The 7743-nt window shown below is 62.7% G+C and carries 5 protein-coding genes and 2 pseudogenes; 4 read left to right on the top strand and 3 right to left on the bottom strand.

Annotated elements, in window-relative coordinates:
• Positions 1 to 698 precede the first annotated feature (698 nt).
• Complete coding sequence (locus G3436_RS07675) at positions 699 to 1163, bottom strand: hypothetical protein (protein ID WP_163943179.1); 465 nt, start codon at positions 1161 to 1163, stop codon at positions 699 to 701.
• Between the two features lie 173 nt (positions 1164 to 1336).
• On the opposite strand from G3436_RS07675, the gene pvdM reads away from it, so the two are divergent.
• The 4 genes and pseudogenes from pvdM to G3436_RS07655 all read left to right on the top strand — a co-directional run bounded on the left by pvdM (position 1337) and on the right by G3436_RS07655 (position 6209).
• A complete protein-coding gene (gene pvdM / locus G3436_RS07670) occupies positions 1337 to 2686 on the top strand; it encodes a pyoverdine-tailoring dipeptidase-like protein PvdM (RefSeq protein ID WP_163943176.1) in 1350 nt (449 codons plus the stop codon).
• Positions 2687 to 2704: 18 nt separating this feature from the next.
• A pseudogene (gene pvdN / locus G3436_RS07665) lies at positions 2705 to 3987 on the top strand (pyoverdine-tailoring periplasmic protein PvdN).
• An 83-nt stretch (positions 3988 to 4070) separates the two neighbouring features.
• Positions 4071 to 4759: pseudogene (locus tag G3436_RS07660) on the top strand (formylglycine-generating enzyme family protein); the annotation flags it as partial.
• Between the two features lie 115 nt (positions 4760 to 4874).
• Positions 4875 to 6209, top strand: coding sequence for a lysine N(6)-hydroxylase/L-ornithine N(5)-oxygenase family protein (locus tag G3436_RS07655; protein WP_163943173.1), 1335 nt, complete (start codon positions 4875 to 4877; stop codon positions 6207 to 6209).
• A 39-nt stretch (positions 6210 to 6248) separates the two neighbouring features.
• Here the strand turns inward: G3436_RS07655 and G3436_RS07650 are convergent, their stop codons facing one another.
• Positions 6249 to 7322: a DUF1615 domain-containing protein gene (locus G3436_RS07650; protein ID WP_163943170.1), complete on the bottom strand. Its 1074-nt coding sequence runs from the start codon at positions 7320 to 7322 to the stop codon at positions 6249 to 6251.
• A gap of 42 nt (positions 7323 to 7364) precedes the next feature.
• Positions 7365 to 7670: a DUF6482 family protein gene (locus G3436_RS07645; protein WP_163943167.1), complete on the bottom strand. Its 306-nt coding sequence runs from the start codon at positions 7668 to 7670 to the stop codon at positions 7365 to 7367.
• Positions 7671 to 7743: the final 73 nt, after the last annotated feature.

The raw sequence follows: 7743 nt of genomic DNA, 5'->3' as shown, positions 1-7743 counted from the left end.
GAGTGAGTACTCCACCTGAAAAAACATGAGACTTTGTGGGATAACTAACCATGCTTCATGGATAACGGGGTACGCTCGAAGACTCTGGGCCATTCGTTGAAAACCAAGATCTAGCGATTTACCTTCCGCGTGCCACTGGTCGATCGCACCTAGGGCGGTTAGCTCGACGGCCGTTGGAACACCGAACTTTGTTCTTATCACTTCACGCCGAAATGTTTCACTTGAAGTCTTCCGATCACAGTACAGATTTTTCCGCCCCCATAGAGCATCGGCCATTGGATTACCTCGCCCTCCTGGAAAGTAATTGGGTTGTACAACAGCCGACGTATCCCCCCCCAGAATGTGCTGACACCAATATCAGGGTAGGGGCTTACGTAGGTGGGCGGCAACACTACTGACATACAGCAACCTCGAACAATAACAATCCTTGTTGTCAGCCTCCGTTCAACATGAAGAAAAGGCGACGAGCGAGACCGAAATCTAACAGGTTGCAGGCAGGCTTCTTACTTAACTCAGGTTCTTTTTTGGTAATCAAAAATTTCAAACAAAAACCATCTTAAACATCTAACCAATCGAATGTAGGAAGCAGGGAAATTGACTACTTGAAAAATCTCAAACAACGAAGTAGGTGCTGAATATCCTTCGTGTGTCTCCCAAACAAATAGGCTGCCGTGCCTTGCACACGGCAGCCACCGGTTTCAGGCCGTGGTATCGACCGCCGAGCCTGCACTGCTGCTGCCGGTCTCGTTCAACGCCGACAGCAACGCCGCCGTCACCTGCGCCAGCGCCGCACTGGTGCCATTGACCGCGGTCTGTGCGCCGAGCACCGCCACTACCTTGGCCTGCTCCTCCATCTTGCTGGCCATCACCTGCTGCAACTGCTTCTGCTGCTCGGCCAACTGCTCCTGCAACTCCTTCATCTGCTGACGCAGTTGCTGGATATGCGCCGACTCGCTGCCAGCCGACTCTGCCGGCGCCGCGCCACCCGCCGCGCCAGCCTTGCCGGCCTCGCTTTTGCCGGCCTCTGTATCGCCCTGCGCGGCGTCATCAGGCGCTGCCACAGCAAGGGTTTCAGCGCCCTTGATCAGCGTCTTGCTGTCACTGGAAAGCTGGGCCAGGCCCGCTATGTTCAGCCCTGCCGAACCGATTCCGATCATGATCATGCCGTCCTGAAGCTGTGGAATTGCCCTCCTATCGGCCACATTTTGTAAAACTTTAACCGGCCTGGCTGCGGGATAAATTTACCTCGCCGTTCTTCGTCCTTCCCCTGACACCCGACCTTTGCCTGGCGCATGCCAGGCCGGTCGTACCGATCAGTATTGCGACCGAGATGGCAATGACCAGAACCCGTTCCCGAAAAGCCCTGACCATCGGCCTGCCCCTGGCGCTGGTAGCGGCCCTTGGCGCCGCCGCTGCCTACCTTTACTGGCCGTCGACGCCCGCCTACCCGCGGGCGATCGTCGAACAGGCCAATACCCTGCACGAGCACATGCTGTCCTTCGACAGCCATGTCACCGTGCCCCTGGACATGGGCAGCACCGGCCACGAAGTGGACAAGGACAGCGGCGGCCAACTGGACCTGGTCAAGGCCGGCCACGGGCGCCTGTCCGGCGCCGCCCTGACCATTTTCGGCTGGCCGGAACTATGGAACGGCCCGAATGCGCCACACCGACCTACCCCGGGCTTCGTCGACGAAGCGCGCCACCAGCAGGAAGTGCGCTACAAGATCATCACCGGCATGGTGCGCGATTTCCCCAACCAGGTCGGCATCGCCTATACCCCGGAGGATTTCCGGCGCCTGCACGGCGAAGGCAAGTTCGCCATCTTCATCAGCATGCTCAACGCCTATCCGCTGGGCAACGACCTGTCCCAGCTCGACCTGTGGGCCGCACGTGGCATGCGCATGTTCGGCTTCAGCTACACCGGCAACAATGACTGGGCAGACTCCTCGCGGCCCTTGCCGTTCTTCAACGACACCGCCGATGCGCTGGGCGGGCTGTCACCGATCGGCGAGCAGGCGGTCAAGCGCCTGAACGACCTGGGCGTCATCATCGACGTCTCGCAGATGTCGACCCTGGCCCTGCAGGACGTGGCCCGCCTGAGCCGCACCCCGCTGGTCGCCTCGCACTCCGCGCCACGGGCACTGGTGGACATCCCGCGCAACCTCAGCGACAAGGAACTGCAACTGATCAAGGACAGCGACGGCGTCGTGCAGGTGGTCGGTTTCGGCACCTACCTCAAGCCCTTGAGCAAACCCACACTGGAAAAACTCGAAAACCTGCGCGCGCGTTTTGACCTGCAGCCCCTGCAAGGTCTGGCCAATGCCCTCATGCCAGGCGATGCCGTGATCGCGATCTGGCCCGAGGCACGCTTTGGCGAATATGCCGGCAGCCTCTACGCGATCATCGATGAAGAGCCCAAGGCCACCCTCAAGGACTTCGGTGACGCCATCGACTACGTGGTGAAAAAGATCGGCATCGACCATGTCGGCATCAGTTCCGACTTCAACGACGGCGGTGGCCTGGATGGCTGGAAAGATGTCAGCGAAATCCGCAACGTCACGGCCGAGCTGCTCAGTCGCGGCTACTCCGAGGCAGACATCGCCAAGCTCTGGGGCGGCAACTTCCTGCGGGTATGGGCCCAGACCCAGAGCGCCGCGCAACCCGTCGCCACGCTGACCCCTTGACTCCTATCGAGCACTGACATGACTGACCGTCGTACCTTTCTCAAGCAGGCCGGCGTATTGGCCGCCAGCCTGCCCCTGGCCAGCGGCCTGCTGCCTGCCGCCCAGGCCGCTGCCGCGGCGCCGCTGAACGGTCCGGACAAATGGCGCAACCTGCGCAGCTGTTCCCGCTGGACCCGAACGTGGCACACTTCGCCAACTTCCTGGTCACCGCCCACCCCCGGCCGGTGCAGGAGGCCATCGACCGTTTCCGCGCCGAAATCGATCACAATCCCGCCGAGCAAATGGACTGGGACAGCCAGAACGAGTGGAAGCGCGAGGGCGAAGTACGCAACTGGGCTGCCCGCTACCTGGAGGTCAGGCCGCGTCAGATCGCCCTCACCGGCAGCACCACCGAAGGGCTGGGCATGATCTACGGTGGCCTGCAGGTAGCCCCCGGGCAGGAGATCCTGACCACCGCGCACGAGCACTACTCCACCCACAACTGCCTGGCCTTCCGTCAGCAGCGCCAGGGTACCTCGGTGCGCAAGCTGCGCCTGTTCGAACAGCCCTGGCAGGTGTCCACCGATCAGGTACTGAGCACCATCGACCAGAACATCCGCCCCAACACCCGTGTCCTGGGCATGACCTGGGTGCACTCGGGCAGCGGCGTGAAGCTGCCGGTGGGCGAAATCGGCGAACTGGTCCGCCGTCACAATCGCGACCGCAGCGAACAGGAACGCATTCTTTACGTGGTTGACGGTGTGCACGGCTTTGGCGTCGAGAATCAGCGCTTTGCCGATTTCAACTGCGACTACTTCATTGCCGGCACCCACAAATGGATGTTCGGCCCGCGTGGCACCGGGATCATCTGCGCAGCATCAGAGAAGATGCAGCATCTGGTCCCGACCTTCGCGACCTTCTCCGAAGACGAGGACTTCGCCACCATCATGACCCCTGGTGGCTACCACGCGTTCGAGCACCGCTGGGCGTTGGGCAAGGCCTTCGAACTGCACCTGCAACTGGGCAAGGCCGACGTGCAGGCACGTATCCACCAGCTCAACGATGCCCTCAAGCAGCGCCTGCGCGAGCACAAGGCCATCGAGCTGGTGACGCCGCTGAGCCGCGAGCACTCCGCCGGTTTTACCTTCTTGCGGATCAAGCACCGCGACCCCGACGCCGTCGCTGCCTACCTGGTACAGAACGGCGTGATGGTCGATGCGGTATCGCGCGATGTCGGCCCGGTGATCCGCTTTGCCCCCAGCCTGCTCAACGACGAGCAGCAAATCGATCGGGCCATGGCCCTGCTGATCAAGCAACTCTGAAAAGGTCGTTACCATGACGCTCCCCCTGCCACACCTGCCCCTCGCCGCCACCAGCCTGTCGGCACTGGCCGCCACCCGGTACGCCGGGTAGCGTGTTTCGCGACTGCAAGGCCACCTGCCCGGCGATGGGCGTGCTGCCCGCCGGCAGCTTCATGATGGGCACGCCCGACGACGAGGTGGGGTGCCAGCCTGATGAGGGGCCGCTGCATGAAGTGTCATTCGCCAAGCCCTTCTCCATCAGCCGGTTCCAGGTCACGGCCGGCGAATGGGACGTGTATGTACGCGAGTCCGGTGTGGTGATTGCCGACGGCGATACGCGCCCCGGACGCGAGTGCAAGGCCCCAGGCAGCCTGCGGTGTGCGTCAGCTACCACCATGTCGAGGCCTACACCGTGTGGCTGTCGAAAAAGACCGGCAAGCACTAGCGCATGCTCAGCGAGGCCGAGCGCGAGTACGGTGCCCGAGGCGGCAGTACCGGCCCGTTCCCGCTCGACCCGGACGCCGAGTACGAAATCAGCAAGCATGCCAACGCCTTCGGCGTGTACGACAAGCATGGCAATGTGTACGAGTGGGTTGCCGACTGCTGGAACGACAGCTACGAGGACGCGCCCGCAGACGGCAGCGCGTGGATGACCGGCAACTGCAAGACGGTGCAGATTCGTGGCAACGACTGGGGTGAGGCAGCGATCTTTTCGCGTTCGGGCAACCGCAATACCAACGTTCCCGAGGACCGTGGCGACTGGATCGGATTTCGGGTAGCGCGCGAGCTCTGAAACAGGCTCACCAGTAAATTCCGACCCTGACAACTCGTTCTATCGGTGTACTTGCGCAGGATTCGGGGCGCGAGCATCAGACGCCCCCAACTCGACCATCCACGGAATCGCACCCATGAGCCAGTCATCTTCACCCGAAACAATCCACGATCTCATCGGCGTGGGCTTCGGCCCTTCCAACCTGGCCCTGGCCATTGCCCTGGAAGAACTTGCCGAAACCAACGGCCACGCCCTTGACGCCCTGTTCATCGACAAACAGAGCGACTACCGCTGGCACGGCAACACCCTGGCGACCCAGAGCGAACTGCAGATTTCGTTCCTCAAGGACCTGGTCTCGCTGCGCAACCCCACCAGCCCCTACAGTTTCGTCAATTACCTGCACCAGAAGAAACGCCTGGCCGATTTCATCAACCTGGGCACGTTCTACCCTTGCCGCCTGGAGTACAACGACTACCTGCGCTGGGCCGCCGACCATTTCGCGACCCAGGCCGTCTACGGCGAGGAAATCCTGCGGGTGGAACCAGAGCTGCTGAACGGGCGCATCGATCACCTGCGCGTGGTTTCCCGCGACTCACAGGGCCACGAACACCAGCGCCGCGCGCGCTCGGTAGTGGTCGGCAGTGGCGGCACGCCGAAGATTCCTGCAGCATTCGCGCCGTTCAAGGACGACACACGGGTCTTTCACCACTCTCAATACCTGAGCAGCCTCGAACAACTGCCCTGCAGCCAAGGCAAGCCCATGCGCATCGCGATCATCGGCTCCGGGCAGAGCGCCGCCGAAGCACTGATCGACCTGAACGACAGCTACCCCTCGGTCAAGGCAGACATGATCCTGCGTGGCTCGGCACTCAAGCCCGCCGACGACAGCCCGTTCGTGAACGAAGTGTTCACACCCGACTACACCGACCTGGTGTTCAATCAGCCCAAGGCCGAACGTGCCAAGCTGATTTCCGAATACCACAACACCAACTATTCGGTGGTAGACATCGACCTGATCGAGCGTATCTACGGCATGCTGTACCGCCAGAAAGTCGCTCACCAGCACCGCCACGCCGTGCTCTGCCGACGCCATATCGAGGCAGCCGTGAGCACCGACAAAGGTATCGAGCTGACCCTGCGCGACCTGGCCACCGATATCCAGCAAACCCATGTGTACGACGCCGTGATCCTGGCCACCGGGTATGAGCGTCGCTCGCATCGCGAGCTGCTGGCCCCGCTGCAACAGCACCTGAAAGACTTCGAAGTCGACCGTGACTACCGCGTACTGGCAACGCCAGAGCTCAACGCGGCGGTTTATCTGCAAGGCTTCTGTGAAGCCTCCCACGGCCTGAGCGACACCCTGCTGTCGGTACTGCCGGTGCGTGCCGCCGAGATCGGCCAGTCGCTGTACCAGAGCCTGGGCAAACGCGCCGCCAATGCGCGTCCCGCCGCCAACCTGGCCAGCGCCTGAAGCTGCCTGCACCACACCCGCGACACGGATGCCGACGTATCAGCGTTGCATGCAACGCCGATAGCGTTCATCCACGCGCCTGGCAAACCATGCGGTCGTCAGCTGACGGGTAATCTTCGGGCTCTTGAGTTCGATGCCCGGCAACTGCGCACGCGCCAGGGGCTTGCCCGCAGCCTTGTCGGCCAAGGCATAGACCTGCTGATACAGGCGGGTTTGCTCGAACGCCAGGCTGTCGCCCTGCTCCAGCTGGCGGCGCAGGCTAGGGTTGCGCATGCCAAGCCCCAACTGGCGCGCCGCCCGTTCCGTGGCCCCGGGGAAGATCGATCCCGGCGCAATCAGGTCGCCGTCCAGCGCCAGCGCCACCCCCGACGCCTTGCTCAGCGCCTGCTGGAACGCGGCGTTGCGACTTGCGTACCAACCGGCATTGAAGTCGGCAAACCGGTACAGCGGCCGCTCGTAATGGGTCGGATACCCCAGCAGGTGGGCAATGCCGAAGTACAGGCCGCCGCGACGGGTGAAGACTTCCTGGCGAAGGGTGCCGCTGTAGCGATACGGATAATCCCTGGCATGCTGCTCGGCAAACGCGATGCTGACCTGCATCGGCCCGCCGGTGTGCACCGGGTTGAGACCACCGAGCAAGCTGCTGCCCAATGGCAATGTGCCGATCAGGTCATCGAACAGTGCACTCAGCTGCTTCTCGCTGCGCACTGCCGCGAGGCGCTGCGCGTAGGTTTTGCCATCGGGTGAGCGGGTTTGCAGGGCTGCGTTGACCAGCACTTGCGGTACATGCAGGCGCGCCGCACGTCGATCGATCTCGGCACGGGCAATGCGGCCAAGGCCGGGCACCTGCGGGTCGACTTGAAATGTCGACTCCTGCTCGGTGACCGCCAGTACCGCGCACAGATTGCTGCGGCTGGGCTCCAGTCGCTGCGCAGCGAATGCCGCCTGAATGTCTGCCGCCCAGCCCTCACGATCACGCGTGGCGCTGGGTATCAATGTGACCAGCGTGGCCCGCACCTGGGCCGCAGAAGGCTGTTGCGGGCCACGCTGGCCCACACACCCCTGCAACACCAAGAGCGTTGCCGCAAGCCCTGCCCAGCGCCATACCGGCATGTACCACCTCAACCACCGCTTCGATGCCGCACAGTACGCAGTTCAGCCCGGCAGGTGCAAGGTGAAGGGTATTTTCAACGGTTCTTCGACAGCCGGCGCCAAGCCACACATTTCGTCATGCACCCCCTTCTGCACCAGCACGCAAGGGAGCACCGGCAGCCCGTGCAGCAGTTGCCGCACATGGCTGGTGGAGCGCACGCGCAAGCCCGCGCCCTGGGCGTCGACGACACCGTGCAGGTTGGCCCCCAGGCGCGCCTGCAACACGTAGATGCCGCCCTCCAGCGATACCAGGCGCAACTCGTCTATCTGCCCGGCCTGGGCCAGTTCGGTCAATTGGTGAAGGTTCATTGTCAGCGCTCCTTAACGGGCCGGCCTTGCAAAGGCGTTGCCGATAGCGCCGCTGGCAACGGCGGGCATGCGA

Origin of the sequence: Pseudomonas brassicae (assembly GCF_010671725.1) — a bacterium.
Classification (GTDB): domain Bacteria; phylum Pseudomonadota; class Gammaproteobacteria; order Pseudomonadales; family Pseudomonadaceae; genus Aquipseudomonas; species Aquipseudomonas brassicae.
The sequence above is the reverse complement of the archived record's forward strand: the minus strand, read 5'-3'. Positions and strand labels throughout refer to the sequence as shown.

Coding starts and splice junctions, on each gene's coding strand:
- G3436_RS07675 (WP_163943179.1), bottom strand. CDS start 1,163: ATGATCATGATCGGAATCGGTTCGGCAGGGCTGAACATAGCGGGCCTG.
- pvdM (WP_163943176.1), top strand. CDS start 1,337: ATGACCAGAACCCGTTCCCGAAAAGCCCTGACCATCGGCCTGCCCCTG.
- G3436_RS07655 (WP_163943173.1), top strand. CDS start 4,875: ATGAGCCAGTCATCTTCACCCGAAACAATCCACGATCTCATCGGCGTG.
- G3436_RS07650 (WP_163943170.1), bottom strand. CDS start 7,322: ATGCCGGTATGGCGCTGGGCAGGGCTTGCGGCAACGCTCTTGGTGTTG.
- G3436_RS07645 (WP_163943167.1), bottom strand. CDS start 7,670: ATGAACCTTCACCAATTGACCGAACTGGCCCAGGCCGGGCAGATAGAC.